Source organism: Escherichia sp. MR (assembly GCF_005280595.1).
Taxonomy (GTDB): Bacteria; Pseudomonadota; Gammaproteobacteria; order Enterobacterales; family Enterobacteriaceae; genus Escherichia; species Escherichia ruysiae.
In genome coordinates, this window is sequence record NZ_SZVK01000019.1 from 36,347 (window position 1) to 63,247 (window position 26,901).

The window sequence follows — 26,901 nt, forward strand, 5'->3', positions numbered from 1 at the left end:
CGGATGAGTACAGCACTCGCAACGCTGGCAGGGAAGCTGGCTGAACGTGTCGGCATGGATTCTGTCGACCCACAGGAACTGATCACCACTCTTCGCCAGACGGCATTTAAAGGTGATGCCAGCGATGCGCAGTTCATCGCATTACTGATCGTTGCCAACCAGTACGGCCTTAATCCGTGGACGAAAGAAATTTACGCCTTTCCTGATAAGCAGAATGGCATCGTTCCGGTGGTGGGCGTTGATGGCTGGTCCCGCATCATCAATGAAAACCAGCAGTTTGATGGTATGGACTTTGAGCAGGACAATGAATCCTGCACATGCCGGATTTACCGCAAGGACCGTAATCATCCGATCTGCGTTACCGAGTGGATGGATGAATGCCGCCGCGAACCATTCAAAACCCGCGAAGGCAGAGAAATCACGGGGCCGTGGCAGTCGCATCCCAAACGGATGTTACGTCATAAAGCCATGATTCAGTGTGCCCGTCTGGCCTTCGGATTTGCTGGTATCTATGACAAGGATGAAGCCGAGCGCATTGTCGAAAATACTGCATACACTGCAGAACGTCAGCCGGAACGCGACATCACTCCGGTTAACGATGAAACCATGCAGGAGATTAACACTCTGCTGATCGCCATGGATAAAACATGGGATGACGACTTATTGCCGCTCTGTTCCCAGATATTTCGCCGCGACATTCGCGCATCGTCAGAACTGACACAGGCCGAAGCAGTGAAAGCTCTTGGATTCCTTAAACAGAAAGCCACTGAGCAGAAGGTGGCAGCATGACACCGGACATTATCCTGCAGCGTACCGGGATCGACGTGAGAGTTGTCGAACAGGGGGATGATGCATGGCACAAATTACGGCTCGGCGTCATCACCGCTTCAGAAGTTCACAACGTGATAGCAAAGCCCCGCTCAGGAAAGAAGTGGCCTGACATGAAAATGTCCTACTTCCACACCCTGCTGGCTGAGGTTTGCACCGGTGTGGCTCCGGAAGTTAATGCTAAGGCGCTGGCATGGGGAAAACAGTACGAGAACGACGCCAGAACCCTGTTTGAGTTCACTTCCGGCGTGAATGTTATTGAATCCCCGATCATCTATCGCGACGAAAGTATGCGTACCGCCTGCTCTCCCGATGGTTTATGCAGTGACGGCAATGGCCTTGAGCTGAAATGCCCGTTTACCTCCCGGGATTTCATGAAGTTCCGGCTCGGTGGTTTCGAGGCCATAAAGTCGGCTTACATGGCCCAGGTGCAGTACAGCATGTGGGTGACACGAAAAGATGCCTGGTACTTTGCCAACTATGACCCGCGTATGAAGCGTGAAGGACTGCATTATGTCGTGGTTGAGCGGGATGAAAAGTACATGGCGAGTTTTGACGAGATGGTGCCGGAGTTCATCGAAAAAATGGACGAGGCACTAGCTGAAATTGGTTTTGCATTTGGGGAGCAATGGCGATGAAGCATCCTCACGATAATATCCGGGTAGGCACGATCACTTTCGTCTACTCCGTTACAAAGCGAGGCTGGGTATTTCCCGGCCTTTCTGTTATCCGAAATCCCCTGAAAGCACAGCGGCTGGCTGAGGAGATAAATAATAAACGGGGGCTGTATGACTGATTTCACCGGAAGCAATACTCCTGCCGAACATCGCGACAGCTGGCGCACACCACCAGAGATTTTTGCTGCGCTTAATGCAGAGTTCGTTTTTCAACTTGATGCTGCCGCCAGCGAAAAAAACCGACTATGTCGGCTTTTTATCTCACAGGAGCAGAACACATTAACCACTTCATGGCCTGAAGCAATGGGATATGCCTCTGGTTATGTCTGGTTGAATCCACCATACAGCAATATTTCCCCTTTTGTGAAAAAGGCAGCCACTGAAAACAAATTCAGTAGTGTGGGATGTGTAATGTTATTGCCTGCTGACACATCTGTCGGATGGTTTCATGAAGCGATACAAACCGCCAGTGAGGTCAGATTCATCACGGCAGGACGACTGGCATTTATTAACCCACTCACTGAGAAACCCGTCAGTGGAAATAATAAAGGCTCGATGCTCATTATCTGGCACCCATACCCCCGTACACACTGCCACTTTACGACCGTTGATCGTGGAGAGTTGATGGCGTTCGGCTCAAGGATTCTTGCCCGTCGGGAGGCTGCATGACAACCACGGAATGCATTTTTCTGGCAGCGGGCTTCATATTCTGTGTGCTTATGCTTGCCGACATGGGACTTGTTCAATGACACCTCAGCAGGAAAACGCCCTTCGCAGCATTGCCCGTCAGGCTAATTCTGAAATCAAAAAAGCCAGACAGCAGTTTCCGGATAAAAACGTCGATGACATTTGCCGTAGCGTACTGAAGAAGCACCGCGAAACGGTAACGCTGATGGGATTCACACCGACTCATTTAAGCCTGGCAATCGGCATGTTAAACGGCGTCTTTAAGGAACGATGAACATGAAAAGCAAAATCATCAGGGAGCTACAGGCTCCTTTTTTATTATTCGCATTCACCCTCAAGCGTATTAACCAACAATTCAGGGATTAATGGAAGATGGCAGACATCATTGATTCAGCATCAGAAATTGAAGAATTACAGCGCAACACAGCAATAAAAATGCGCCGCCTGAACCACCAGGCTATATCTGCCACTCATTGTTGTGAGTGTGGCGATCCGATAGATGAACGAAGACGCCTGGTCGTTCAGGGTTGTCGGACTTGTGCAAGTTGCCAGGAGGAGATCGAACTTAAGAACAAACAATGGGGATTGTGATGGCCTCAAAGCAGCAAATTTCAACATCGTCCAACTGAGGTGTAAAAATGTTCAGAATCATTTTTCCTAACACCTGGTACGTCGACCACCACGGCACTCCCTGCAAAATCCTGCGTTCTACCCACAACAAAGTTCACTACATCCGAAAAGGCAGAACATGTATCGCCAGCATGTTCCGCTTTAATCATGACTTTGAACCTGTGAATAAAGCTGATGCAGATCGGATAGCAGAAGAGATCGAAACGGCAGAACACATTAAGAAGTTACGTGACATGCGTTCAAAAAGCAGAGGTAACCATGGAATCATACAGCCTCACACTCGATGAGGCCTGTCAGTTTCTTAAGATATCCAGACCAACCGCCACCAACTGGATACGAACAGGCCGCCTACAGGCAACACGCAAAGACCCCACTAAACCAAAATCTCCTTACCTCACAACGCGACAAGCCTGCATTGCGGCGCTTCAGTCTCCGCTGCATACTGTCCAGGTGAGCGCGGGTGATGGCATAACAGAGGAAAGAAAATGTCACTCTTCCGCAGAGGTGAAATATGGTACGCCAGTTTCACATTGCCGAACGGTAAAAGATTTAAACAGTCTCTTGGAACAAAGGACAAAAGGCAGGCGACAGAACTCCATGACAAGCTAAAGGCTGAAGCATGGCGGGTCAGCAAACTTGGTGAAATACCTGATATAACGTTCGAGGAAGCGTGTGTCAGGTGGCTTGAAGAGAAAGCACATAAAAATCACTGGACGATGACAAAAGCCGGATCGGATTCTGGCTTCAACATTTCGCAGGAATGCAACTAAGAGACATTACTGAATCAAAAATTTATTCAGCAATGCAGAAAATGACGAACCGGCGTCATGAGGAAAACTGGAAACTCAGGGCAGAAGCATGCAGAAAAAAAGGGAAACCTGTTCCAGAATACACGCCAAAACCAGCGTCCGTTGCAACGAAGGCTACGCATCTTTCATTTATAAAGGCCCTACTAAGAGCCGCAGAGCGTGAATGGAAAATGCTGGATAAGGCACCAATTATTAAAGTGCCTCAACCAAAGAATAAACGGATCCGCTGGCTGGAGCCCCATGAAGCACAAAGGCTGATTGATGAATGTCCGGAGCCATTAAAGTCTGTTGTTGAATTTGCACTGGCAACAGGCTTAAGACGCTCGAACATCATCAACCTTGAATGGCAACAAATAGACATGCAGCGCCGGGTGGCATGGATAAACCCGGAAGAGAGTAAATCAAACCGCGCAATTGGCGTTGCGCTGAATGATACTGCATGTCGCGTATTGAAAAAACAAATCGGGAATCATCACCGTTGGGTATTTGTGTACAAGGAAAGCTGTACCAAACCAGACGGAACGAAAGCGCCAACGGTCAGGAAGATGCGGTATGACGCAAACACAGCCTGGAAAGCGGCGCTGAGACGGGCTGGTATTGATGATTTCAGATTTCACGACTTGAGACACACCTGGGCAAGCTGGCTGGTTCAAGCCGGAGTCCCGTTGTCAGTGTTACAGGAAATGGGAGGCTGGGAGTCTATCGAAATGGTTCGTCGATATGCTCACCTTGCACCTAATCACCTTACCGAACACGCACGGCAAATAGACTCGATCCTGAACCCATCTGTCCCAAATTTGTCCCAGTCAAAAAATAAGGAAGGTACTAATGATGTGTAACTTATTGATTTAAATGGTGCCGATAATAGGAGTCGAACCTACGACCTTCGCATTACGAATGCGCTGCTCTACCAACTGAGCTATATCGGCCCTGAAAGGACATGTTCACGAACGTGAATCACGGTGGACAAGGTTAAAACTAACCGGGCGATGCGTCAATGGCCTTGTGAATCAAACGGCTACTTTTGCATCACCCGGTTTTGTTTACGCACGAATGGTGTAATCACCAATGCCGATCCACTTGTAAGTGGTCAGTGCTTCCAGCCCCATCGGGCCGCGCGCGTGGAGTTTTTGTGTGCTTACCGCCACTTCCGCGCCAAGACCAAACTGGCCGCCGTCGGTAAAACGTGTAGAGGCGTTGACGTAAACAGCAGAAGAATCCACTTCGTTAACAAAACGCTGGGCATTGCGCATATCACGTGTCAGGATCGCATCGGAGTGCTGGGTGCCGTGTTCACGAATATGAGCGATGGCATCGTCAAGATCGCTGACGATTTTGACGTTCAAATCTAATGACAGAAACTCATCGTCATACTCTTCGGCTTTAACAGCCACCACCTTCGCAGGGCCTGCCTGTAACTGCGCCAGCGCAGCTACATCTGCGTGTAACGTCACGCCGCTTTCCGCCATTTGCTTGCTTAATGCGGGCAGGAAGCTATCAGCGATGTTTTTATTTACCAGCAACGTTTCTACCGTATTACATGTGCTCGGACGCTGAGTTTTCGCGTTGATAATTACTTTCAGGGCTTCAGCTATCTCTGCACTTTCATCAACATAAATATGGCAGACGCCAATACCGCCGGTGATCACCGGGATCGTTGACTGCTCGCGGCACAGCTTATGCAAACCAGCGCCACCGCGCGGGATCAGCATGTCGATGTATTTATCCATACGCAGCATTTCACTCACCAATGCGCGATCCGGATTATCAATCGCCTGCACTGCGCCTGCCGGTAAACCGCAGGATTGCAGGGCGTCCTGAATCACCGCCACCGTTGCAGCGTTGGTGCGGCAGGTTTCTTTACCACCGCGCAGGATCACCGCGTTACCGGTTTTCAGGCACAGGGAAGCGACATCAACCGTCACGTTCGGGCGCGCTTCATAAATCACCCCAATCACGCCAAGTGGGACGCGACGACGCTCCAGACGCAGACCGCTGTCCAGCACACCACCATCAATCACCTGCCCCACCGGATCGGCGAGGTTACACACCTGGCGCACATCGTCGGCAATGCCTTTCAGCCGTGCGGGCGTCAGTGCCAGACGGTCAAGCATCGCTTCGCTAAGGCCATTGGCACGCGCGTCTGCAACATCCTGGGCGTTAGCGTTGAGGATATTTTCGCTTTGTGCTTCCAGTTCATCGGCGATCTTTTCCAGCACGCGATTTTTTTCGCGGCTGGAGAGTTGCGCTAATTTATACGAGGCTTGCTTCGCGGCAATGCCCATTTGTTCCAGCATCGGCCTGCTCCTTAACGGGTAATCATGTCATCACGGTGAACGGCAACCGGGCCATATTCATATCCCAGTATTGCATCAATTTCTTGCGAGTGGTGTCCGGCAATGCGACGCAATGCATCGCTGTTGTAACGGCTGACACCGTGGGCTATATCGCGACCTTCGAGGTTGCAAATACGAATGACTTCACCACGCGAGAAGTTGCCGCTCACGCTTTTAATACCTTTCGGCAACAGGGAGCTGCCGCGTTCAAGAATAGCAGCAGTCGCACCTTCATCAACGGTAATTTCACCCGCAGGTGGCGCGCCAAAAATCCAGCGTTTACGATTTTCTAAAGGCGTTGCCTGGGCATGGAACAGCGTACCGACAGGAATACCTTCCATCACATCACCAATGACGCCCGGCTTGTTACCTGCGGCAATAATGGTGTCGATCCCCGCACGGCAAGCCACGTCCGCCGCCTGCAATTTGGTGCCCATGCCGCCGGTTCCAAGACCTGAAACGCTGTCACCGGCAATCGCCCGCAGTGCGTCATCAATGCCGTAAACATCTTTAATCAGTTCCGCCTGCGGATTGCTGCGCGGGTCAGCGGTATACAAACCTTTTTGATCGGTCAGCAGCAACAGCTTATCGGCACCTGCCAGAATCGCCGCCAGCGCAGAAAGGTTGTCGTTATCGCCGACTTTAATCTCTGCCGTAGCAACAGCATCGTTCTCATTAATTACCGGAACGATGTTGTTATCGAGCAGCGCACGCAGCGTATCGCGGGCATTCAGGAAGCGTTCACGGTCTTCCATATCGGCACGGGTCAGTAACATCTGCCCGACGTGAATGCCGTAAATTGCAAAGAGTTGTTCCCACAGTTGAATCAGTCGACTCTGCCCTACCGCCGCCAATAGTTGCTTCGAGGCGATAGTCGCTGGCAGTTCCGGGTAACCCAGGTGCTCACGTCCGGCGGCAATCGCGCCCGACGTCACAATGACTATCCGATGCCCGGCGGCATGTAACTGCGCGCACTGGCGAACAAGTTCTACGATATGGGCACGGTTCAGACGGCGCGATCCGCCTGTTAGCACACTGGTGCCGAGTTTTACCACCAGCGTCTGGCTGTCACTCATGATTCTCTGCCATTCAATTTTAGGAAAAATGATATCAAACGAACGTTTTAGCAGGACTGTCGCCGGTTGCCAACCATCTGCGAGCAAAGCATAGCGTTTTGTTGCGCGGGATCAGCAAGCGTAGCGGCAGTTGTTTACGTTTTTATTACAGATTTAATAAATTACCACATTTTAAGAATATTATTAATCTGTAATATATCTTTAACAATCTCAAGTTAAAAACTTTCCTGTTTTCAACGGGTCTCTCCCGCTGAATATTCGCGCGTTAATTAAAATCAGGAATGAAAATGAAAAAGAGCACTCTGGCATTAGTGGTGATGGGTATTGTGGCATCTGCATCCGTACAGGCCGCAGAAATATATAACAAAGACGGTAATAAACTGGATGTCTATGGCAAAGTTAAAGCCATGCATTATATGAGTGATAATGACAGTAAAGATGGCGACCAGAGTTATACCCGTTTTGGCTTTAAAGGCGAAACGCAAATTAACGATCAACTGATCGGTTATGGTCGGTGGGAAGCGGAGTTTGCCGGAAATAAAGCGGAGAGTGATACCGCACAGCAAAAAACGCGTCTCGCTTTTGCCGGGGTGAAATATAAGGATTTAGGTTCTTTCGATTATGGACGTAATCTGGGCGCGCTGTATGACGTCGAAGCCTGGACCGATATGTTCCCGGAATTTGGTGGCGACTCCTCGGCGCAGACCGACAACTTTATGACCAAACGCGCCAGCGGGCTGGCGACGTATCGGAACACCGACTTCTTCGGCGTTATCGATGGCCTGAACTTAACCCTGCAATATCAAGGGAAAAACGAAAACCGCGACGTTAAAAAGCAAAACGGCGATGGCTTCGGCACGTCATTGACATATGACTTTGGCGGCAGCGATTTCGCCATTAGTGGGGCCTATACCAACTCAGATCGCACCAACGAGCAGAATCTGCAAAGCCGTGGTACGGGCAAACGTGCCGAAGCGTGGGCAACGGGTCTTAAATACGATGCCAATAATATTTACCTGGCAACCTTCTATTCTGAAACGCGTAAAATGACGCCAATTTCTGGCGGTTTTGCTAATAAGACACAGAATTTTGAAGCGGTCGCTCAATACCAATTCGACTTTGGTCTGCGTCCATCTTTAGGTTATGTGCTATCGAAAGGAAAAGATATTGAAGGTATCGGTGATGAGGATCTGGTCAATTATATTGATGTCGGTGCCACGTATTATTTCAACAAAAACATGTCAGCGTTTGTTGATTATAAAATCAACCAGCTGGATAGCGATAATAAGTTGAATATTAATAATGATGATATTGTCGCGATAGGAATGACATATCAGTTTTAATAATATTGCCGGATGCGATGCATCCGGCACTTTTCACTCACGCCGTTAACTTCACCGGCTCATCACGAAAATCATCCGCCGGTTCCAGCTTCAGATTCAGCGTCGCCAGCAGTTCACGCAGCTTTTCATGAAACTCTCGCAGGGTGTGCTCCAGCCGCTCAACCACTTCCGCATCTTTTACCTGAACATGCGTCCAGTCGCCTGCTTTATCGAACAGACCAAACTGGTAACTGTAGGTAAAACGGGATTCCTGCGCTTCCAGTTCCATCCACCAGCCCCAGAACTCACGCACTTCCGGCGCCGGTTTCACATTGACGCATACAGCCAGACAATCGAAAAAGAATCGATTATCTTCGCACTTACCTTCACGAATATACGGGCCTAGTGCGGTAAATTTTTTGATCAATCTGCTTTTCGGGTGTCCACTCGGTAACGTCATTGCGATCTCCTGTTGTGAAGCAACTGTTTTACCAAATTGGCAAAATTTAGCAAATTTTTAACACAATCGCTTTTCGAGCCAGTTAGTAATTTCCTGGAGTGCTTTGTCAAAATTCCGATACACCGGATTAAATGGAATTTCTAACAATTTACCGTCAGCAGATGACGAAGTGATTAATCGTGAATCCTCTTCCGGGCTGAACGGATCGTTCTTCCAGAAGCCTGATAACATTGGCGTTGGGCAGCGACGTCCCAGCAACCCTTGCACTTTCAATGAATAGCGATTCAACTCTACACGTAACGCTTCGTCGGAAGCATCGTGCATCCCTAAACGACTCGCCAGAACGTCAAGATACATTTCCGGCACCTGTTGCTGGCAATTAAAATCACTCAGCAAGGTGTGAACCACCGGACCAAGGCAGGCCACAGCTTTCAGACGCGGCGATTCAAGGTATGCCAGACGCACGGCAACGTTAGCGCCGAAACGGAAACCAAAGGCCGCGACGCGAGTGTGATCCACCCACGGTACGTTAGGCAGCGCCTTTAAGACGTGCTGATGCAACAGGCTGGAGTCCTGGGTGAGCTTCCATTTTGAAGAAAAGCCCACCGAAGGCATATCGATAGTCAACATCGCAATGCCGCGCGGCGCAAAATAACGCTCATAAAGGGAGTAATAGTCCGTTTGCATCGCATCCAGACCACCACACATTAATACTGTCGGGAACGGACCATCGCCTTTTGGCATATGGAGAAACCCGGTGATGGGCGCGCCCCCTGGCACAGTGAATTCCATTTGCCGCATCGTTCCTGGCAGACGTTGCGCCGCTTCTTCATAAGCGCGGTTTGATAACGTCTGCGCCTGTTCTGCCAGATCATCACCCTTCAGGTGTGGATAGGCAGCAATATTGTACAACGTCGCTGCGTGCAGCCAGTAACGACCGCTGACTTGTGGATTTTCTTCCGCACACGCTTTCTGTTGCCACAACATCGCCTGGGTGGCCCACTCATAAATCCAGTTACCGCCACGGTAACCAATCACCGTATCGTACAAATCATTGTCGGTGCGTTCGGCATCGCTCATCACAATACGCGCCTGGACGTCGAGGATTTCGCGCGGATCAACGCCGCGCCAGATCCACATCAGGCGGTTAATCATGCGATACCAGTGGGGAATAGTTTTGCCATCAAGAGCCGACTGAACAGGCGGTTGTGCACCGTGATTAAAGCGGCGGACAAGCGTCGAGGTTTCAGGGTGTTTAAAGCGGGGTTTGAACAGGGTTTCGCTCAGGTTTGCCTGTGTCATGGATGCAACCTCCAGGAATACTTACTGGAAGCTATTGTAACTCGCCTGCAGTTAAAAAGAACAACGCCCGGCGAAGCCAGGCGTTGAAAAGATTAGCGACCAGAGATAGGCGGAACGAATACCACGCCCATATCCCACGGTTGCTCAATCCAGGTATCTTGTGGGATATCAATAACATAATCATCAACCAGTGGACGACCAGCCGGTTTAGCGAAGATGGTGACAAAGTGCGCTTTAGGATACATTTCACGAATCGCAACCGCAGTACCGCCGGTATCCACCAGATCATCAATGACGATGAAGCCTTCACCGTCGCCTTCTGCACGTTTCAGCACTTTCAGTTCGCGCTGGTTATCGTGATCGTAGCTGGAAATACAAACGGTATCGACATGACGAATACCCAGTTCACGCGCCAGTAACGCACCCGGCACCAGACCGCCACGGCTAACGGCAATAATGCCTTTCCATTGTTCAGAAGGCATCAGTCGGCTTGCGAGTTTACGTGCATGGATCTGCAACATGTCCCAGGTGACGATGTATTTTTCGCTCATGTGAAGTGTCCCAGCCTGTTTATCTACGGCTTAAAAAGTGTTCGAGGGGAAAATAGGTTGCGCGAGATTATAGAGATCTGACGCACTAAAAACCAGTATTTCACATAAGTCCGCGTCTTTTTGCGCACTGCTACTACCTGTCGCTGGATAAAGTGGTATTCTCAAACATATCTCGCAAGCCTGACTTGTGCTGACAACATTTTCTGCTAACCCTGTGACCTGCAATACTGTTTTGCGGGTGATCGACAAGGAGACTTAACGTGTCTGAACTGTCTCAATTATCTCCACAGCCGCTGTGGGATATTTTTGCCAAAATCTGTTCTATTCCTCACCCGTCCTACCACGAAGAGCAACTCGCTGAATACATTGTAGGTTGGGCAAAAGAAAAAGGTTTCCATGTCGAACGCGATCAAGTGGGGAATATCCTGATTCGTAAACCTGCCACCGCAGGTATGGAAAATCGTAAACCGGTCGTCTTACAAGCTCACCTCGATATGGTGCCGCAGAAAAACAACGATACCGTGCACGACTTCACTAAAGATCCTATCCAGCCTTATATCGATGGCGAATGGGTTAAAGCGCGCGGCACCACGCTCGGTGCAGATAACGGCATTGGCATGGCGTCTGCGCTGGCGGTTCTTGCCGATGACAACGTGGTACACGGCCCGCTGGAAGTGCTGCTGACCATGACCGAAGAAGCCGGTATGGACGGTGCGTTCGGCTTACAGAGCAACTGGTTACAGGCAGATATTCTGATTAACACCGACTCTGAAGAAGAAGGTGAAATCTACATGGGCTGCGCGGGTGGTATCGACTTCACCTCCAACCTGCATTTAGACCGTGAAACAGTTCCGGCTGGTTTTGAAACCTTTAAATTAACCTTAAAAGGTCTGAAAGGCGGTCACTCTGGTGGCGAAATCCACGTTGGCCTGGGTAATGCAAACAAACTGCTGGTGCGCTTCCTGGCAGGTCATGCGGAAGAACTGGATCTGCGCCTTATCGATTTCAACGGCGGCACACTGCGTAACGCCATCCCGCGTGAAGCCTTTGCAACCATCGCTGTCGCAGCCGATAAAGTCGACGCGCTGAAATCTCTGGTGAATACCTATCAGGAGATCCTGAAAAACGAGCTGGCCGAGAAAGAGAAAAACCTGGCATTACTGCTGGATTCAGTAGCGAACGACAAAACTGCGCTGACCACCAAATCTCGCGATACCTTTATTCGCCTGTTGAACGCCACCCCGAACGGTGTGATCCGTAACTCCGACGTGGCAAAAGGCGTGGTTGAAACCTCACTGAACGTCGGTGTGGTAACCATGACCGACAATAACGTACAAATTCACTGCCTGATCCGTTCTCTGATCGACAGCGGTAAAGACTACGTGGTCAGTATGCTGGATTCGCTGGGTAAACTGGCAGGCGCGAAAACCGAAGCGAAAGGCGCATATCCTGGCTGGCAGCCGGACGCTAACTCTCCGGTGATGCATCTGGTACGTGAAACCTATCAGCGTCTGTTCAACAAGACGCCGAACATCCAGATTATCCACGCGGGTCTGGAATGTGGTCTGTTCAAAAAACCGTATCCGGAAATGGACATGGTTTCTATCGGGCCGACTATCACCGGACCACACTCTCCGGATGAGCAAGTTCATATCGAAAGCGTTGGCCATTACTGGCGGCTTCTGACTGAACTGCTGAAAGAAATTCCAGCGAAGTAATTATTTGATTTGCTGCCGGATGGCGTTTAATCGCCTTCCGGCAGTTTCCCTTCACTATCCTTCGATAAAAGCCATCCCTGTAAATGTCCGTCGCGGGTTACCACGTTCAATCTGGTGATGGAACATTCGCCGCTGCGATTTCAGCGTTGCGCTATTTTCCTGTTGCTGTTGTTCCAGCTTCCAGGCAATCAGTAATTGTGCCAGCCGTTTATTGGCATGCTGGCTGCGCTCGGACTGTACTTTCACGCTAATTCCGGTTGCCAGATGCGTGGCGCGCACCGCCGAGTCGGTCTTATTAACATGTTGACCGCCCGGCCCCGACGAACGCAGCGTCTCATACCGGATCGCATCGGATTGCTCCTGCTCATCAGCGGTAAAACGCCCAATACCCAGAAACCAGTTTTTGCGCCCATGATGAGGCCGATACGGACTCGGACAAATCCACTGAATAGTGCCACACCAGCTTTCGCTTAATGCCCATGCGCTGTCGCCATCAAGTGAAATCAGCGCCGAACGCAGCGTGTCAGAATAGCGACCCGTTTCTGTTTCCAGCACCGTTACCGCGACGTCTTGTCGGGTAGCTTCTTTAATCAACCTGTCCAGCGCCTTTTTCACTGCGAGACAACATTCTTCCGGCCCCTGAGCTGAGGAGAGTTGTAGCAAAATCATCCTTTTTTCCCTCCACTGTTTTTGAGCGTCAGCACCGGACGCAGCCGCGCGACAGGAATAATTAAACCGGCCTGCACCAGACATTGCACCACGCTTTCTGCCGATTTATAGGCTTGTGGCGCTTCTTCGAAAATGAGTTGTTTATCGCGACAAATTACCCGGCTGCCAAGTTCAGTACGCGAGAGTTGCGTCGCCGTGTATTTCGCTGCCAGCCGCCCTTTACACTCGGTGCGCCCCCATTTACGCCCTGCCCCATGCGCCAGCGAGTGAAGCGTTTTTTCGTTCGCAACAGGTTTAACCAGCCAGGAGTAATCACCGCGTGAACCGGGAATAATCACCAGACCGTTGTCATCCGGCGTGGCACCTTTACGATGCAAGAAACCCTGTTGATCGCCGATTTGACACGCGCTAACAAAGTTATGCGCCACATCCAGAACCGGACTTCCGCTGGCTTTCACCTGTTGCATTATGCGCAGAGCGATCATCTGGCGATTAATACGCGCAAACGCCAGCGCATCGTCATGTTCCGCAATATACCGTAGCGCGTCATCACTGCCTTCAGGCAAACCATGATGCGAAAACGAGGCAATATGTCGCTGTAAAATAGACTGCCCCAAACCCCGCGAGCCGCTATGAACCAGCAGTTGCAGATGCTGCGCATCCAGACCAGCCAGTGCAAACAGTTCCGCATCGATGATTTGATCAATCTGTTGCAGTTCTGCGAAGTGGTTTCCGCCACCGATAGAGCCAAGCGCGCTGCGCCACGAATGCTGTGCAAACGCTGACGGCAGGTTTTCCTCCAGCCAGCTTTCTTCAGCAACGTCATCCAAAGCTGATAATCGCTTTTCAAACTTATCGGCGTTGTATTTGCGAGCGAGAATATCTGTTTGCCATAGCGCCATGCCGCAGCCGATATCATTGCCGACAAGTGCCGGGTAAAAACGACCAACGGAGAAGAACGCTGCGCCAATCGGATAGCCGCGTCCGGGGTGTAAATCTGGCATCCCAACTACGCGTTGCATGTTGGGTAAATTTGCCGTGGTGTGTAATTGTTGGATCGCTGAACTCTCGATCCACAGGTCATCAGATGCGATGGTAAATACCGCATCGGATAAGGGACGAATATATTTGCCCATGTACCATTCCATTTATACTCGTCATACTTCAAGTTGCATGTACTGCGACTGCGTTCGTTCACCCCAGTCACTTACTTTAGTAAGCTCCAGGGGATTCACTCGCTTGTCGCCTTCCTGCAACTCGAATTATTTAGAGTATATAAATATAAAAATCAGAAAATGGCAGACGAATCCAGGGCAAGAAAAAAAGAATTAATCCTGGAAAGGTCTGCAAAGAGTCATTGATAAAGGATTTGTCATGATTTACCTCCTTGCAGTTTGTGGAATAAAAAAACGCGCACATATTAGGCGGGCGTTATTTTCATTGCAAGCTGGATTTAATGTTGCTGTTTATATCGCATATAAAAATTAGTAAACCACGCCCCCCGACATTCAACGCGCTGTTGCTTAACCACCTGAAAACCATAACGTTCAAAAAAGGGTTTTGCAGTTATGCTGGCATCCACCGTAAGTTCGGATTCAGACTTAATAAAAGGTTTTAACAAGGCACTGGCGACACCACAGCGGGTGTATTCCGGGTCAACAAATAGCATATCGATATAATGTTCAATACGGGTAATAAAGCCGACCGTTTGTGTATTAATCACCGCAACCCGCACTTGTGATTGTGCGAGTTTCTCCTTCCAGCGAGATTCATCAATCTGCGCCCAGGCGGCAATTTGTTGCGGTGAATAATGCTGACTGGCAGTCATCGTAACCGCTCTAATGAAAATAGCGCATAGTTGCTGAAAATCGCCAGACTGATAGTCTCTTATTTGAATGTTATTCATAATCCCAGCACCAGTTGTCTTTCCATTTGCGGATCAAGCAACGTCACATGCAGCCCCACCAACCGTACACCGCGTCCGCCGCGACGTTCATCCCAGGTTTTACGCGCAGTGGCGATTAGGTCAGCTTTATTCAAACGCGGCCAGACATGCTCCTGAGTGGTTTGCTGAAAATCATCGAACTTTAATTTCACTCCCTGGCGGGCGATCAGTAAATCAGGCTTCACCTTTGCCAGACGGCGCTCCAGTTCAGGATAAAGCCGCTCAATAATCGCTTCACATTCAGACCAGTGATGGATATCTTCCGCCATCGTGCGTTCCACACCGACGGATTTACGCAGCCGTTCACTGTTAACATCGCGCTCGTCGATACCCTGGCTACGCTCCCACAAAATGCGGCCAAATTTGCCAAAGCGCTTGAGCAATGTCACCAGATCACACTTTTGTACATCACCACAGGTGCGCAGCCCCATCGCCTCTAGTTTTGCCGCTGATACTTTGCCGACACCAGGAATCTTCGCCAGCGGCAACGTTTCCAGAAATGCAGGAACGTCAGCAGGTGTAATCACAAACTGACCGTTGGGTTTGTTCATGTCAGAGGCGATTTTGGCGAGAAATTTAACCGGCGCCACGCCCGCAGAAGCCGTCAAGTGCAACTCGTTAAAGATCGTCTGACGGATTTCCTGGGCGATGAGAGTCGCAGAACCGTGGCAATGCACGCTGTCGGTGACATCGAGATAGGCCTCATCCAGCGACAACGGCTCAATGCGCGAAGTGTAACGCGAGAAGATTTCGCGGATATGATTTGAGGCTTCTTTGTAGGCGTCAAAGCGCCCCGGAAGCAAGGTGAGGTGCGGGCATAATTTGAGCGCCATGCCGGTCGGCATTGCGCTGCGTACACCAAATTTACGCGCGGGATAATTGGCGGTGCTGATCACCCCCCGACGTTCGCGGCTACCGCCAATAGCTACAGGGATATCGCGCAGGGCGGGATTATCACGCATCTCCACCGCTGCGAAAAAGCAGTCCATATCCACATGAATGATTTTACGCATCGCTCACCTCTCAATACTGGTAAAGTATACAGTGATTTTAAGGTTTGAGAAATGCGTAAAGATTCTGCAATCAGTCCCCTTATTGCCGGATGCGCTGCGCTTATCTGACCAACAGGAGGCCGTTTTTGCTACCCGTGCTGCTCATCCAGTTTTTGCACCAGCGGCTGCACCACTTTATCCCCATGCTGACCAAAATATTGATACAGCGTATCCGACGCGCTTTTGGTTAGCACCATAATCTCAATGCGCCGGTTGCCTGCGCTTTGCGGATTATTCGCGTCCAGCAGCATCTGGTCCGCCATCGCACTTACCTGCATCACTTTATCTTCCGGCATTCCGGCATCTTCCAGCACCCGACGGGCCGAAAGCGCGCGGTCACCCGAAAGGTTCCAGTTGTTATAGATATTGCTTTTATAGGCCATCGCATCGGTATGCCCGGTGATAATGATCTTGTTATCGAGTGAGTCAAAAACCGGCGCTAATTCTACCAGCAGCGTTTTAAAAAACGGCATAATCTTCGCGCTGCCGCGTTCAAACATATTGCGGTTTTGGTCATCTTTAATCAGCACGCGTAATCCCTGCGGGACAATCTCCATCTCCAGATTGGCTTCCATATGCGCATTACGGGCGATGGTATTGATATTGGTCGCCAGCTCGCCCAGTTCAGTGGCGGATTTCTTCTTCAGTAACGCCGTTTTCTCGTTCACATCACGTGCTTTTTTCTCGGTTTCTTCCGGCACCGCCACGGTAGTCGGTTTCGGCGGATGAGTCGGGCTTATTTTATTTAACGGCGACAGCCCGCCACCGTTGAAGATCGACTGCCCATGCAGCGCCGCCATAATGCTTTCGCGCTCGGATTTACTGACGCTGTTGACAATCAACTTTATCGTTGTCACTAAAGGGGCCGAGCGAATCTCCGAGGTTTCTGCCCGCTTTACCCTGGACGCGATGCCCGGCAAGCAGATGGCGATTGACGCCGATCTTAACGCCGGGTTGATCAACCAGGCGCAGGCGCAAACCCGGCGTAAAGATGTTGCCAGCGAGGCCGATTTCTATGGCGCGATGGACGGGGCATCGAAGTTTGTGCGCGGGGACGCCATCGCGGGGATGATGATTCTGGCAATCAACCTGATCGGCGGTGTCTGTATCGGGATCTTCAAATACAACCTGAGCGCCGATGCCGCCTTCCAGCAATACGTGCTGATGACCATCGGCGACGGCCTGGTGGCGCAGATACCTTCCTTGCTGCTCTCCACTGCGGCGGCGATTATTGTCACCCGCGTCAGCGACAACGGCGATATCGCCCACGACGTGCGCCACCAACTGCTGGCAAGCCCGTCGGTGCTCTACACCGCCACCGGGATTATGTTCGTGCTGGCGGTGGTGCCGGGAATGCCACACTTCCCGTTCCTGATGTTCAGCGCCCTGCTTGGTTTTACCGGCTGGCGGATGAGCAAACGCCCTCAGGCGGCGGAGGCGGAAGAGAAAAGCCTCGAAACGCTGACCCGCACTATCACCGAAACCAGCGAGCAACAGGTCAGTTGGGAGACCATTCCGCTGATCGAACCCATCAGTTTAAGCCTCGGTTATAAGCTGGTGGCGCTGGTCGATAAAGCACAGGGTAACCCGCTCACCCAGCGTATTCGCGGCGTGCGGCAGGTGATTTCCGACGGCAACGGCGTGCTGCTACCGGAGATCCGTATTCGGGAAAACTTCCGCCTCAAGCCCAGCCAGTACGCTATTTTCATCAACGGCATTAAGGCTGATGAAGCGGATATTCCGGCGGATAAACTGATGGCCCTGCCCTCCAGCGAAACCTACGGCGAGATTGATGGCGTGCTGGGGAATGACCCGGCGTATGGGATGCCGGTGACCTGGATTCAACCTGCGCAGAAAGCGAAGGCGCTGAATATGGGGTATCAGGTGATCGACAGCGCCAGCGTGATTGCCACCCATGTGAACAAGATTGTGCGCAGCTATATCCCTGATTTGTTTAACTATGACGATATTACGCAGTTACATAACCGCCTGTCGTCGATGGCACCGCGCCTGGCGGAAGATTTGAGCGCGGCGCTGAATTACAGCCAGTTGCTGAAAGTGTACCGTGCGCTGCTGACCGAAGGCGTTTCCCTGCGCGATATCGTCACCATCGCCACCGTGCTAGTTGCCAGTAGTACAGTGACCAAAGATCATATTCTGCTGGCAGCCGATGTGCGCCTGGCGCTGCGGCGTAGCATTACCCATCCGTTCGTTCGCAAGCAGGAGCTGACGGTATATACGCTGAATAATGAGCTGGAAAATCTGCTGACCAATGTGGTGAGTCAGGCGCAACAGGGCGGGAAAGTGATGCTCGACAGCGTGCCGGTTGACCCGAATATGCTCAACCAGTTCCAGAGCACGATGCCGCAGGTGAAAGAGCAGATGAAAGCGGCGGGGAAAGACCCGGTGTTGCTGGTGCCGCCGCAGTTACGCCCTTTACTGGCGCGCTATGCGAGATTGTTTGCGCCGGGGCTGCATGTGCTGTCGTATAACGAAGTGCCGGATGAGCTGGAGTTGAAGATTATGGGGGCGTTGAGTTGATGCCTTTTAAGAAACGCAATACGATGACATCAATTTATGACGTCAGGGATTGATAAGATGATGAAAACGCGTTCATTAATATCTCAAGCATCGAACATTATCACAATTAAAGGTCAACCAGCCGCAGTGACATTTGAAGCTGATATCAACGCATTTCGCGGCAAATTCCTTAATGTAAATGGTTATTGCGACTTTGTGGCCACAAGCATTGAAGCATTGTACCGTGAAGGTGAAAGCGCGCTGGATGAGTGGATTGCAGATTGTGAAGAGGACGGCATTGCCCCTTTTCGTGAAGAAGAAGAGCAAAAACGCCTGACGCTGCGCGTTCCTCATCACATCGATTCACGGCTGACCATCGTCGCCAGGCAACATTCCATTTCAAAAAACCAGCTCATTGTTGATGTCTTAGAACGTGAGTTTTCAGCCCAGATGTAAACAGGCCGGATGCCGCATGGCATCCGCCCCTTTGCCTGATCGTCAATATTACCCATTTACAAAATCGTCTCTTCCGTCAAAATCCGTCGCGCGCCCAAAAAATGATCCTGCCAGAAAGGTTCGGCTAAGCGACTTATCCGAATGGTTTCCCCGGTGCGTGGCGACTCGATAAACTGTCCATCGCCCAGATACACGCCCATATGGTCAGCTATCTCACGGCTATGAATATGGAAAAACAGCAAATCCCCCCGGCGCAGGTCGTTGTTCGCCACAATCGTCGCCCGATGGTAGTGATACATCTCATTCGCCGTGCGCGGAAGTTTCGCCTCGAGGATCTTGTTGTAGGCATAAAAAACTAACCCGCTACAGTCGAAGCCTTTATCGGGCCGCGTGCCGCCCCAGACGTAGGGCTTGCCAAGCTGCAGCTCCAGGCGGTGGATCGCTACTTCGGTAATGTTGTGCAGATGATTGCTGCTTAAGAAATGGTTGTTCTCTGCCAGTGCCTGCCAGCGTCTGTCACTCGCCTTGAGTGGCGCAGGAAACCATTCAGGATGCTGTTTTATCTGTTCGCGGTTATGCTGGCGCAGCGCCTTTCTGCTTTCGGCATTACCTTCCACAATGTAGCTGGCCTGTTTTTTCAGATGGGTTTGGTATTGTTTTAATAAACGCGCACGGTTTTGCATCCGCTGGCGGGCGGCGTAGCTGAAAGAGATGTGTGATGTGGTGGCGCTGGCGAGTACAGGAAGCAAAACGCATAACGAAAACACGCCTGGATGCAGAAATCTGCCGTGAAAGAACGAAGACATGAAGGACATAAACCGGCTGAATGAAGGTGAGAATTTTAAAAGACCGAGGGAGTAAACGGGATTATTAATTGCTTATTTGCATATTAATATTGGGGTTTCATAATCTTAGGAAATAAGTAATTAATCCGCGATACATACGCTTTTCGGACTTTTGAAAATCGCCTCTTATGCTAAATTTGTAAACCCTGCACCGACAGGCTTGCGTAAAACTCTTTTGGTGCTAATGTGAGCCTTCCAAATCCAGACTATTCCGATTTGGGATCTATTTTGCCGCCCTGGCGTGTGTAACCGTTTTATCAAGGAATAAGCAGTATGCGTAAAATCGCATTAATTCTTGCGATGTTGTTGATCCCGTGCGTTTCGTTTGCCAGTTTGCTGGGCAGCGGTAGTTCCACCACGCCAGTGAGCAAAGAGTATAAGCAGCAGTTGATGGGATCTCCTGTCTACATCCAAATCTTCAAGGAAGAGCGCACGCTCGATCTCTACGTCAAAATGGGCGAGCAATATCAACTGCTCGACAGTTATAAAATCTGTAAATATTCCGGCGGGTTAGGCCCCAAACAGCGTCAGGGCGATTTCAAAAGTCCGGAAGGGTTTTATAGCGTTCAGCGTAATCAATTAAAACCAGACAGCCGTTACTACAAAGCGATTAATATTGGTTTCCCTAATGCCTATGACCGCGCGCATGGTTACGAAGGGAAATACCTGATGATTCACGGCGATTGTGTTTCCATCGGCTGCTACGCGATGACCAATCAGGGTATTGATGAGATCTTCCAGTTCGTTACTGGTGCGCTGGTATTTGGTCAGCCGAGCGTGCAAGTGAGTATTTACCCGTTCCGCATGACCGACGCCAATATGAAGCGCCATAAGTATTCCAACTTTAAGGACTTCTGGGAGCAACTGAAGCCGGGCTACGACTACTTTGAACAGACTCGTAAGCCACCGACCGTTTCTGTGGTCAATGGCCGTTACGTGGTCAGCAAGCCGTTAAGCCACGAAGTTGTGCAACCACAACTGGCATCAAACTACACGCTCCCCGAGGCAAAATAAGCGCCATTCGCCTGGCATAATCTTTTGCCAGGTTTCATTGCCCGTCAGCGGCTGAGTCGCAATCACCGTGACCACATCATTCGGTGTGGTCTGCGAGCTGAAGTCGATTTCCACATCCTGATCCAGCAACGTCGCCACGCCAAACGGCGCGCGCCGGGTGATCCAGTGTAAATTAGTCGAGCAATACGCCATTACATAGCGCCCGTCTGAAAGCAGCATGTTGAAGACGCCCTTCTGCCGCAACTCATCCGCCAGTGAGGCGATATATTTAAACACCGCCGCCATGTTGCCCGGCGTGCGCGGGTAACGCTGCGTCAGTTTATACAACAACCAGCAGAAGGCTTTTTCGCTGTCGGTTTCACCTACCGGACGGAAGTTGCCGGTTTCCAGTGATTTATAGCCCGTCAGTTGCCCGTTGTGCGCATAAGTCCAGTTGCGTCCCCATAGCTCACGGGTAAACGGGTGAGTATTTTCCAGCGCCACCTCGCCCCGATTTGCCTGGCGAATATGAGCGATTACCGAGCAGGATTTTATCGGGTAGTCCTGAACCAGTTTAGCGATGAGGGAATTAAAGCTGGGTTGTGGATCTTTAAATGTGCGACAACCTTTGCCTTCGTAAAAGGTAATGCCCCAGCCATCTTTATGTGGCCCGGTTCCACCACCGCGCTGTACAAGCCCGGTGAAACTAAAGCAGATATCGGTAGGGACGTTGGCGCTCATCCCGAGCAATTCGCACATCGGTAACCTCCACAACAGCAGGGGAAATGCCCCGGCGAAGATTGATTAAAAAGTAAAAAGGTGAGTGCTGTTACCCTCACCCCGACCCTCTCCCTGAAAGGGAGAGGGGGAAGTGCTCTTACTTAACCATCTCTTTTTCAATTAACTGGATCAGGATATGGATAACTTTAATGTGGATCTCCTGAATGCGATCGGCATAGCCAAAGTGCGGAACGCGAATTTCGATATCCGCCGTGCCAGCCATTTTGCCGCCGTCTTTACCGGTCAGGGTGATCACTTTCATGCCCTTCTCACGCGCCGCCGCAATCGCCTTGATTACGTTTGCAGAGTTACCCGAGGTGGAGATCCCCAGCAGCACATCACCTTCGCGACCTACTGCTTCAACGTAACGGGAGAAAATGTCGTTAAACCCAAAATCATTCCCCACACAGGTGATGTGGCTGACATCAGAAATGGCAATCGCCGGATAACCCGGACGGTTTTCACGGTAGCGCCCCGTCAGTTCTTCTGCAAAGTGCATGGCGTCGCAATGGGAGCCGCCGTTGCCGCAGGAAAGCACTTTGCCACCGGCTTTAAAACTGTCTGCTAACAGGACCGCCGCGCGCTGAATGGCGTGAATATTGGCGTCATCTTTTAAAAAGTTAGCCAGCGTTTCCGCCGCTTCGTTCAGTTCGTTACGAATAAGATCCTGGTACATGAGGATATCCTTCAGCATAAATGAATTAGACAAAATGCAGTGTACCGGATACCGCCAGAAGCGAGAAGACCAGTGCGGCGGAATGACCAGGACTTTTTGACCTGAAGTGCGGATAAAAACAGCAACAATGTGAGCTTTGTTGTAATTATATTGTAAACACATTGCTAAATGTTTTCACATCCACTACAACCATATCATCACAAGTGGTCAGACCTCCTACAAGTAAGGGGCTTTTCGTTATGATGATTTTGAGTATTCTCGCTACGGTTGTCCTGCTCGGCGCGTTGTTTTATCACCGCGTGAGCTTATTTATCAGCAGTCTGATTTTGCTCGCCTGGACAGCCGCCCTCGGCGTCTCTGGTCTGTGGTCGGCGTGGATACTGGTGCCTCTGGCCATTATCCTCGTGCCATTTAACTTTGCGCCAATGCGTAAGTCGATGATTTCAGCGCCGGTATTTCGCGGTTTCCGTAAGGTGATGCCACCGATGTCGCGCACTGAGAAAGAAGCGATTGATGCGGGCACCACCTGGTGGGAGGGCGACTTGTTCCAGGGCAAGCCGGACTGGAAAAAGCTGCATAACTATCCGCAGCCGCGCCTGACCGCAGAAGAGCAAGCGTTTCTCGACGGCCCGGTAGAAGAAGCCTGCCGGATGGCGAATGATTTCCAGATTACCCATGAACTGGCAGATCTGCCGCCGGAGCTGTGGGCATATCTGAAAGAGCATCGTTTCTTCGCGATGATCATCAAAAAAGAGTACGGCGGGCTGGAGTTCTCGGCTTATGCCCAGTCTCGCGTGCTACAAAAACTCTCCGGCGTGAGCGGGATCCTGGCGATTACCGTCGGCGTGCCGAACTCATTAGGCCCGGGCGAGCTGCTGCAACATTACGGCACTGATGAGCAGAAAAAGCACTATCTGCCGCGTCTGGCACGTGGTCAGGAGATCCCTTGCTTTGCGCTAACCAGCCCGGAAGCGGGTTCCGATGCGGGCGCTATTCCGGACACCGGGATTGTCTGCATGGGTGAGTGGCAGGGCCAGCAGGTGCTGGGAATGCGTCTGACCTGGAACAAACGCTACATTACGCTGGCACCAATTGCGACCGTGCTTGGGCTGGCGTTTAAACTCTCCGACCCGGACAAACTGCTCGGCGGAGACGAAGATTTAGGCATTACCTGTGCGCTGATCCCGACCACCACGCCGGGCGTGGAAATTGGTCGTCGCCACTTTCCGCTGAACGTACCGTTCCAGAACGGACCGACGCGTGGCAAAGATGTCTTCGTACCGATCGATTACATTATCGGTGGCCCCAAAATGGCCGGACAAGGCTGGCGGATGCTGGTGGAGTGTCTCTCGGTAGGTCGTGGCATCACACTGCCTTCCAACTCAACCGGCGGCGTGAAGTCGGTGGCGCTGGCAACGGGCGCGTATGCTCACATTCGTCGTCAGTTCAAAATCTCTATCGGTAAGATGGAAGGGATTGAAGAGCCGCTGGCGCGTATTGCCGGTAATGCTTACGTAATGGATGCTGCGGCGTCGCTGATTACCTACGGCATTATGCTCGGTGAAAAACCGGCTGTGCTGTCGGCTATCGTTAAGTATCACTGTACCCACCGTGGGCAGCAGTCGATTATCGATGCGATGGATATTACTGGTGGTAAAGGCATTATGCTCGGTCAGAGCAACTTCCTGGCGCGTGCTTACCAGGGGGCTCCGATTGCCATCACCGTTGAAGGGGCGAATATTCTGACCCGTAGCATGATGATCTTCGGTCAGGGGGCGATTCGTTGTCATCCATATGTGCTGGAAGAGATGGAAGCGGCAAAAAACAATGACGTCAACGCGTTCGATAAACTGTTGTTCAAACATATCGGTCACGTCGGTAGTAACAAAGTTCGTAGCTTCTGGCTTGGTTTGACGCGCGGGTTAACCAGCAGTACGCCAACCGGCGATGCAACTAAACGTTATTATCAGCACCTGAACCGCCTGAGCGCCAACCTTGCCCTACTTTCTGATGTGTCGATGGCGGTGCTGGGTGGTAGCCTGAAACGCCGTGAGCGTATCTCGGCACGTCTGGGGGATATTTTAAGTCAGCTTTACCTCGCCTCCGCCGTTTTGAAACGTTATGACGACGAAGGCCGCAATGAAGCTGACCTGCCGCTGGTGCACTGGGGCGTTCAGGATGCGCTGTATCAGGCTGAACAGGCGATGGATGATTTGCTACAAAACTTCCCGAACCGCGTGGTTGCCGGACTGCTGAATGTGGTGATCTTCCCAACCGGTCGTCACTATCTGGCGCCGTCTGACAAGCTGGATCATAAGGTGGCGAAGATTTTACAAGTGCCAAACGCCACCCGTTCTCGCATTGGTCGCGGTCAGTACCTGACGCCGAGTGAGCATAATCCGGTTGGCTTGCTGGAAGAGGCGCTGGTAGATGTGATTGCCGCCGATCCAATTCATCAGCGGATCTGTAAAGAGCTGGGTAAAAATCTGCCATTTACCCGTCTGGATGAACTGGCACACAACGCGCTGGCGAAAGGGCTAATTGATAAAGATGAAGCCGCCATTCTGGTGAAAGCGGAAGAGAGCCGTCTGCGCAGTATTAACGTTGATGACTTTGAACCGGAAGAGCTGGCGACGAAGCCGGTAAAGTTGCCGGAGAAAGTGCGGAAAGTTGAAGCCGCGTAATTGAATAACGGAGCCGAAAGGCTCCGTTTCTTTATCAGCTAATTATTTGAAATTAAATCCATCCGGATGGTTTTCCAGGCTGCCAGTCAACGCCGCGAACAGCACCGTTTTACCATCAATCGAGAGCGCATCGTTCACATTCAGCCAGGTGAGCTTCTCTTGCGAAGTTTTCTCATCAATGGTTGAGAACAGACCCGTCATCTGATTAGATTTCTCGGACCACATCACCGCAATACGTTGCGAGCCGCAATCATGCGGTTTGCACGCACTCATCACCTGATAAGTCTCATCGCCCAACGTTACGGTTTGTGCGGGGGTATAAGTACCGCCTTTCATCACCCAGACTGGTAGCTTATGCCCTTGCACCATCTGATTAAACGCAGCTTTGGTGGCTTCGCCCTTTGCCAGGCTGCTAATTGTTAAATCATCCTGCGCCATTGCACTGGTGGCGATGACCAAAGCGGCGACTGTCGTTATTGCCTTAAACATCATTCCTCCCGAGCTTATCCTGCCCATGTTATTAACACCCTAAAGCCTGGCGATAACACGATATTTTGCAAATCAGATATTTCCAATATCTGCATTTATTATCAATTTATTCCGCAGTAAGGTAATAGCCTGATAACGTGTTAAAGTTATAAAACCCCTCGAATAAAGGAGTTGTACACCGTGCCTGGTTTGAAGATTACGCTTTTGCAGCAACCGTTGGTGTGGATGGATGGTCCTGCCAACCTGCGCCATTTTGATCGTCAACTGGAAGGTATTACCGGGCGCGATGCGATCGTTCTACCAGAGATGTTCACCAGCGGCTTTGCCATGGAAGCGGCGGTTTCATCGCTATCGCAAGAGAACGTGGTGGACTGGATGAGCGCCAAAGCGCAACAGTGCAATGCGTTGATTGCGGGCAGTGTTGCATTACAAACGGACTCAGGTTCGGTTAATCGCTTTTTGCTGGTTGAGCCGGGCGGCACGGTACATTTTTATGACAAGCGTCATCTGTTCCGCATGGCGGATGAGCATCTGCATTATAAAGCGGGCAATGAGCGAGTGATTGTGGAATGGCGCGGCTGGCGTATTTTGCCGCTGGTGTGCTACGACCTACGTTTTCCGGTGTGGTCGCGCAATTTCAACGATTATGACCTGGCAATCTACGTCGCCAACTGGCCTGCCCCGCGCTCTCTGCACTGGCAGGCTTTGCTGACGGCTCGCGCTATTGAAAATCAGGCGTATGTGGCTGGATGTAATCGCGTGGGTAGCGATGGCAATGGCTGCCACTATCGCGGCGACAGTCGGGTGATTAATCCGCAAGGCGAAACTCTCGCTAGCGCCGAACCACACCAGGCCACACGCATTGATGCAGAACTTTCGATGGTGGCATTACGAGAATATCGTGAAAAATTCCCGGCATGGCAGGACGCGGATGGGTTCAGGTTGCTGTGAGTGGGCGTTGTTTTTAGGGAAGGGGCTGGGTAGACGCCCTCCGCAAGGACTGACGCGCGGTCACTGTAATCTCATTGGATTTCTCATCTGTCTTAATCTGCCCAAGGCTCAGACTGTGCATAGTTGAGAACGCACTAATGACATGAATCGCTCCCTTGCGGCGACTCTTATCATAAGAGTGCCGGAGCGTTTTTCCATCAATTGCGATAATGTCTTTATCATTTGAGGAATGGCAGTCACGCATCCAGTTAAAATTTTGCAGGACTGATACAGGATCCAACTCTGGCAATGGAATCGTGAACGGGGATGCCATTTTTAAAATGACCATATTGCTTCAAAAAATCGAGATGTGTTTCTCCAAAAATCCTCGGTAATGACTCTAACTTATTGATAGTGTTTTATGTTCAGATAATGCCCGATGACTTTGTCATGCAGCTCCACCGAT

General features: G+C 51.0%; 29 protein-coding genes, 1 tRNA gene and 3 pseudogenes. 16 read left to right on the forward strand and 17 right to left on the reverse strand.

Translation table 11 applies throughout. The features are described 5' to 3' along the window. Positions 1-3 precede the first annotated feature (3 nt). The 9 genes and pseudogenes from bet (at position 4) to FC814_RS10840 (ending at position 4,470) form a co-directional block, all read left to right on the forward strand. A complete protein-coding gene (gene bet / locus FC814_RS10800; protein WP_105906434.1) occupies positions 4-789 on the forward strand; it encodes a phage recombination protein Bet in 786 nt (261 codons plus the stop codon). Further along, complete coding sequence (locus FC814_RS10805) at positions 786-1,466, forward strand: lambda exonuclease family protein (protein ID WP_137325926.1); 681 nt, start codon at positions 786-788, stop codon at positions 1,464-1,466. Before bet ends, FC814_RS10805 begins: the two co-directional genes overlap by 4 nt. Next, on the forward strand, positions 1,463-1,624 hold the full coding sequence (locus FC814_RS10810) for a DUF1317 family protein (protein WP_000682319.1): 162 nt from the start codon (positions 1,463-1,465) through the stop codon (positions 1,622-1,624). Before FC814_RS10805 ends, FC814_RS10810 begins: the two co-directional genes overlap by 4 nt. After that, positions 1,617-2,174, forward strand: coding sequence for a phage N-6-adenine-methyltransferase (locus FC814_RS10815; protein ID WP_000129285.1), 558 nt, complete (start codon positions 1,617-1,619; stop codon positions 2,172-2,174). The genes FC814_RS10810 and FC814_RS10815 overlap by 8 nt, the downstream gene beginning before the upstream one ends. A 76-nt stretch (positions 2,175-2,250) precedes the next feature. After that, the gene (locus FC814_RS10820) at positions 2,251-2,466 is read left to right on the forward strand and encodes a hypothetical protein (RefSeq protein WP_000188870.1); all 216 of its coding nucleotides are present in this window, start codon (positions 2,251-2,253) and stop codon (positions 2,464-2,466) included. 98 nt (positions 2,467-2,564) lie between these two features. Continuing rightward, a complete protein-coding gene (locus tag FC814_RS10825) occupies positions 2,565-2,783 on the forward strand; it encodes a TraR/DksA family transcriptional regulator (protein ID WP_033554594.1) in 219 nt (72 codons plus the stop codon). Between the two features lie 47 nt (positions 2,784-2,830). Continuing rightward, a complete protein-coding gene (locus FC814_RS10830) occupies positions 2,831-3,109 on the forward strand; it encodes a DUF4222 domain-containing protein (protein ID WP_000488407.1) in 279 nt (92 codons plus the stop codon). Next, positions 3,081-3,431, forward strand: coding sequence for a helix-turn-helix domain-containing protein (locus FC814_RS23130; protein WP_071830316.1), 351 nt, complete (start codon positions 3,081-3,083; stop codon positions 3,429-3,431). Before FC814_RS10830 ends, FC814_RS23130 begins: the two co-directional genes overlap by 29 nt. Continuing rightward, a pseudogene (locus tag FC814_RS10840) lies at positions 3,353-4,470 on the forward strand (tyrosine-type recombinase/integrase). The gene FC814_RS23130 and the pseudogene FC814_RS10840 overlap by 79 nt, the downstream one beginning before the upstream one ends. 14 nt (positions 4,471-4,484) lie before the next feature. Here FC814_RS10840 and FC814_RS10845 read toward each other — a convergent pair. From FC814_RS10845 to proB, 3 genes are all read right to left on the reverse strand, one after another. After that, positions 4,485-4,560 (reverse strand) — tRNA-Thr (locus FC814_RS10845). 114 nt (positions 4,561-4,674) lie between these two features. Further along, entirely contained in the window at positions 4,675-5,928 is a 1,254-nt protein-coding gene (proA, locus tag FC814_RS10850; protein WP_085460414.1) for a glutamate-5-semialdehyde dehydrogenase, read from the reverse strand. Between the two features lie 11 nt (positions 5,929-5,939). After that, on the reverse strand, positions 5,940-7,043 hold the full coding sequence (gene proB / locus FC814_RS10855) for a glutamate 5-kinase (protein WP_001285271.1): 1,104 nt from the start codon (positions 7,041-7,043) through the stop codon (positions 5,940-5,942). Between the two features lie 287 nt (positions 7,044-7,330). On the opposite strand from proB, the gene phoE reads away from it, so the two are divergent. Next, positions 7,331-8,386: a phosphoporin PhoE gene (gene phoE, locus FC814_RS10860; RefSeq protein ID WP_137325927.1), complete on the forward strand. Its 1,056-nt coding sequence runs from the start codon at positions 7,331-7,333 to the stop codon at positions 8,384-8,386. Positions 8,387-8,423: 37 nt separating this feature from the next. Here phoE and crl read toward each other — a convergent pair whose 3' ends face one another. The 3 genes from crl to gpt all read right to left on the reverse strand — a co-directional run bounded on the left by crl (position 8,424) and on the right by gpt (position 10,678). Then, entirely contained in the window at positions 8,424-8,825 is a 402-nt protein-coding gene (gene crl / locus FC814_RS10865) for a sigma factor-binding protein Crl (protein WP_000174679.1), read from the reverse strand. A 57-nt stretch (positions 8,826-8,882) separates the two neighbouring features. Further along, positions 8,883-10,127, reverse strand: coding sequence for an esterase FrsA (frsA, locus tag FC814_RS10870; protein ID WP_000189561.1), 1,245 nt, complete (start codon positions 10,125-10,127; stop codon positions 8,883-8,885). A gap of 92 nt (positions 10,128-10,219) precedes the next feature. Next, positions 10,220-10,678 carry a xanthine phosphoribosyltransferase gene (gpt, locus tag FC814_RS10875; protein ID WP_001291989.1) on the reverse strand — a complete coding sequence of 153 codons (459 nt, stop codon included), beginning with the start codon at positions 10,676-10,678 and terminating at the stop codon, positions 10,220-10,222. Between the two features lie 260 nt (positions 10,679-10,938). On the opposite strand from gpt, the gene pepD reads away from it, so the two are divergent. Next, positions 10,939-12,396 carry a cytosol nonspecific dipeptidase gene (pepD, locus tag FC814_RS10880; protein WP_001292990.1) on the forward strand — a complete coding sequence of 486 codons (1,458 nt, stop codon included), beginning with the start codon at positions 10,939-10,941 and terminating at the stop codon, positions 12,394-12,396. A 54-nt stretch (positions 12,397-12,450) separates the two neighbouring features. On the opposite strand, the gene prfH is transcribed toward pepD, so the two are convergent. The 5 genes from prfH to lafU all read right to left on the reverse strand — a co-directional run bounded on the left by prfH (position 12,451) and on the right by lafU (position 16,919). After that, the gene (prfH, locus tag FC814_RS10885; protein WP_137325928.1) at positions 12,451-13,065 is read right to left on the reverse strand and encodes a peptide chain release factor H; all 615 of its coding nucleotides are present in this window, start codon (positions 13,063-13,065) and stop codon (positions 12,451-12,453) included. Continuing rightward, a complete protein-coding gene (locus FC814_RS10890) occupies positions 13,062-14,201 on the reverse strand; it encodes an RNA ligase RtcB family protein (RefSeq protein ID WP_205713601.1) in 1,140 nt (379 codons plus the stop codon). The genes prfH and FC814_RS10890 overlap by 4 nt, the downstream gene beginning before the upstream one ends. Positions 14,202-14,518: 317 nt before the next feature. Beyond that, complete coding sequence (locus FC814_RS10895) at positions 14,519-14,971, reverse strand: GNAT family N-acetyltransferase (RefSeq protein ID WP_137325930.1); 453 nt, start codon at positions 14,969-14,971, stop codon at positions 14,519-14,521. Next, positions 14,968-16,023, reverse strand: coding sequence for a DNA polymerase IV (dinB, locus tag FC814_RS10900; protein ID WP_001226214.1), 1,056 nt, complete (start codon positions 16,021-16,023; stop codon positions 14,968-14,970). The genes FC814_RS10895 and dinB overlap by 4 nt, the downstream gene beginning before the upstream one ends. Before the next feature lie 128 nt (positions 16,024-16,151). Further along, positions 16,152-16,919, reverse strand: coding sequence for a putative lateral flagellar export/assembly protein LafU (lafU, locus tag FC814_RS10905; protein WP_137325931.1), 768 nt, complete (start codon positions 16,917-16,919; stop codon positions 16,152-16,154). Between lafU and FC814_RS10910 the strand changes: the two are divergent. After that, a pseudogene (locus tag FC814_RS10910) lies at positions 16,891-18,603 on the forward strand (flagellar biosynthesis protein FlhA); the annotation flags it as partial. The gene lafU and the pseudogene FC814_RS10910 sit on opposite strands and share 29 nt — an antisense overlap. 78 nt (positions 18,604-18,681) lie before the next feature. Continuing rightward, on the forward strand, positions 18,682-19,038 hold the full coding sequence (locus FC814_RS10915) for a type II toxin-antitoxin system HicB family antitoxin (RefSeq protein WP_024165144.1): 357 nt from the start codon (positions 18,682-18,684) through the stop codon (positions 19,036-19,038). Between the two features lie 56 nt (positions 19,039-19,094). Here the strand turns inward: FC814_RS10915 and FC814_RS10920 are convergent, their stop codons facing one another. Further along, complete coding sequence (locus FC814_RS10920; protein ID WP_000093874.1) at positions 19,095-19,844, reverse strand: C40 family peptidase; 750 nt, start codon at positions 19,842-19,844, stop codon at positions 19,095-19,097. Between the two features lie 312 nt (positions 19,845-20,156). On the opposite strand from FC814_RS10920, the gene dpaA reads away from it, so the two are divergent. Further along, complete coding sequence (gene dpaA, locus FC814_RS10925; protein ID WP_001225687.1) at positions 20,157-20,897, forward strand: peptidoglycan meso-diaminopimelic acid protein amidase; 741 nt, start codon at positions 20,157-20,159, stop codon at positions 20,895-20,897. Here dpaA and FC814_RS10930 read toward each other — a convergent pair. Beyond that, a complete protein-coding gene (locus FC814_RS10930; RefSeq protein ID WP_137325933.1) occupies positions 20,868-21,635 on the reverse strand; it encodes a class II glutamine amidotransferase in 768 nt (255 codons plus the stop codon). The two genes, dpaA and FC814_RS10930, sit on opposite strands and share 30 nt — an antisense overlap. 118 nt (positions 21,636-21,753) lie before the next feature. Next, positions 21,754-22,332, reverse strand: a complete 579-nt coding sequence (gene lpcA / locus FC814_RS10935; RefSeq protein ID WP_016159301.1) for a D-sedoheptulose 7-phosphate isomerase — start codon at positions 22,330-22,332, stop codon at positions 21,754-21,756. A 239-nt stretch (positions 22,333-22,571) separates the two neighbouring features. Here lpcA and fadE point away from each other — a divergent pair, with 239 nt between their 5' ends. Next, positions 22,572-25,016, forward strand: a complete 2,445-nt coding sequence (gene fadE, locus FC814_RS10940; protein ID WP_000973119.1) for an acyl-CoA dehydrogenase FadE — start codon at positions 22,572-22,574, stop codon at positions 25,014-25,016. A gap of 42 nt (positions 25,017-25,058) precedes the next feature. Here the strand turns inward: fadE and ivy are convergent, their stop codons facing one another. Then, entirely contained in the window at positions 25,059-25,505 is a 447-nt protein-coding gene (ivy, locus tag FC814_RS10945; RefSeq protein WP_016159303.1) for an Ivy family C-type lysozyme inhibitor, read from the reverse strand. Positions 25,506-25,685: 180 nt separating this feature from the next. Between ivy and FC814_RS10950 the strand changes: the two genes are divergently transcribed. After that, positions 25,686-26,456 (forward strand): amidohydrolase, encoded by a 771-nt coding sequence (locus FC814_RS10950; protein ID WP_001118008.1) that lies wholly within the window; start codon positions 25,686-25,688, stop codon positions 26,454-26,456. Positions 26,457-26,520: 64 nt separating this feature from the next. On the opposite strand, the pseudogene FC814_RS10955 reads toward FC814_RS10950, so the two are convergent. Beyond that, a pseudogene (locus tag FC814_RS10955) lies at positions 26,521-26,818 on the reverse strand (ISAs1 family transposase); the annotation flags it as partial. 22 nt (positions 26,819-26,840) lie between these two features. Further along, the coding region (locus FC814_RS23480) for an IS1 family transposase (protein WP_071528444.1) at positions 26,841-26,901 on the reverse strand (61 nt) is incomplete at its 5' end.